The 1,107-nt window shown below is 66.5% G+C and carries 1 protein-coding gene; it reads right to left on the bottom strand.

The genetic code is table 11. The features are described from left to right. The coding region (gene hemA / locus AC1DPX_RS35050) for a 5-aminolevulinate synthase (protein WP_477242588.1) at positions 1–1,107 on the bottom strand (1,107 nt) is incomplete at both ends.

The following is a 1,107-nucleotide window of genomic DNA, read 5'->3' as shown; positions in this document are numbered from 1 at the left end:
TGCAGTCCCGCGATCAGCGTGTCGGAATGGAATGGCGTCGGCGTGATGCGCAGGCGCTCGGTGCCGCGCGGCACGGTCGGGTAGTTGATCGGCTGGATGTAGATGCCGTGCACGCCGAGCAGGCGGTCGCTGGCCATCTTGCAGAGTTCGGGATCGCCGACCAGCACCGGCACGATATGGGTCGGAGACTCCATCACCGGCAGGCCGGCCGCAGACAGGATCTGCTTGGTCCGCGCCGCCTGCTGCTGCTGGGCGTCACGCTCGGCCTGCGAGCGCTTGAGATGGCGGATCGAGGTGGTGGCCGCGGCCGCGATCGCCGGCGGCAGCGCCGTGGTGAAGATGAAGCCCGGCGCATAGGAGCGCACCGCGTCGATCACCGCACTGGTGCCGGTGATATAGCCGCCCAGCGTGCCGAACGCCTTGGCGAGCGTGCCTTCGATGATGTCGATGCGGTCGGCCAGGCCCTCGCGCTCGGTGATGCCGCCGCCGCGCGGCCCGTACATGCCCACAGCATGGACCTCGTCGATATAGGTCATGGCATTGTAGCGCTCGGCGAGCTCGACGATCTCCCGGATCGGTGCGATGTCGCCATCCATCGAATAGACGCTTTCGAACACGATCAGCTTGGCGCGTTCGCGGCCCGCCGCCTGAAGCAGGCTTTCCAGATGCGCGACGTCATTGTGCCGGAAGATCTTCTTCTCGGCGCCGGAGCGGCGCACGCCTTCGATCATCGAGGCGTGGTTCAGTTCGTCCGAGATGATCAGGCAATTGGGCAAGAGCCGGGCGATGGTCGAGATCGAGGCTTCGTTGGAGACGAAGCCGGAGGTGAAGACCAGGGCCGCGTCCTTGCCGTGCAGGTCGGCAAGCTCATGCTCGAGTTCCACCAGGGGGTTGGAGGTGCCGGARATGTTGCGGGTGCCGCCGGCGCCCGACCCCATCTTGCCGGCCGCGTCCTGGAACGCGGCGATGACGTCGGGGTGCTGGCCCATGCCGAGATAGTCGTTGGAGCACCAGACGGTGATTTCCTCGGCGCGGCCGTTGGAACGCCATATGGCGCGCGGAAACTTGCCCGCGATGCGCTCGAGGTCGGCGAAGACACGATAGCGA

Source organism: Mesorhizobium sp. 01N446 (assembly GCF_056399285.1).
Note: the sequence above shows the minus strand (reverse complement) of the source record. Positions and strands in the feature narration are given on the sequence as shown.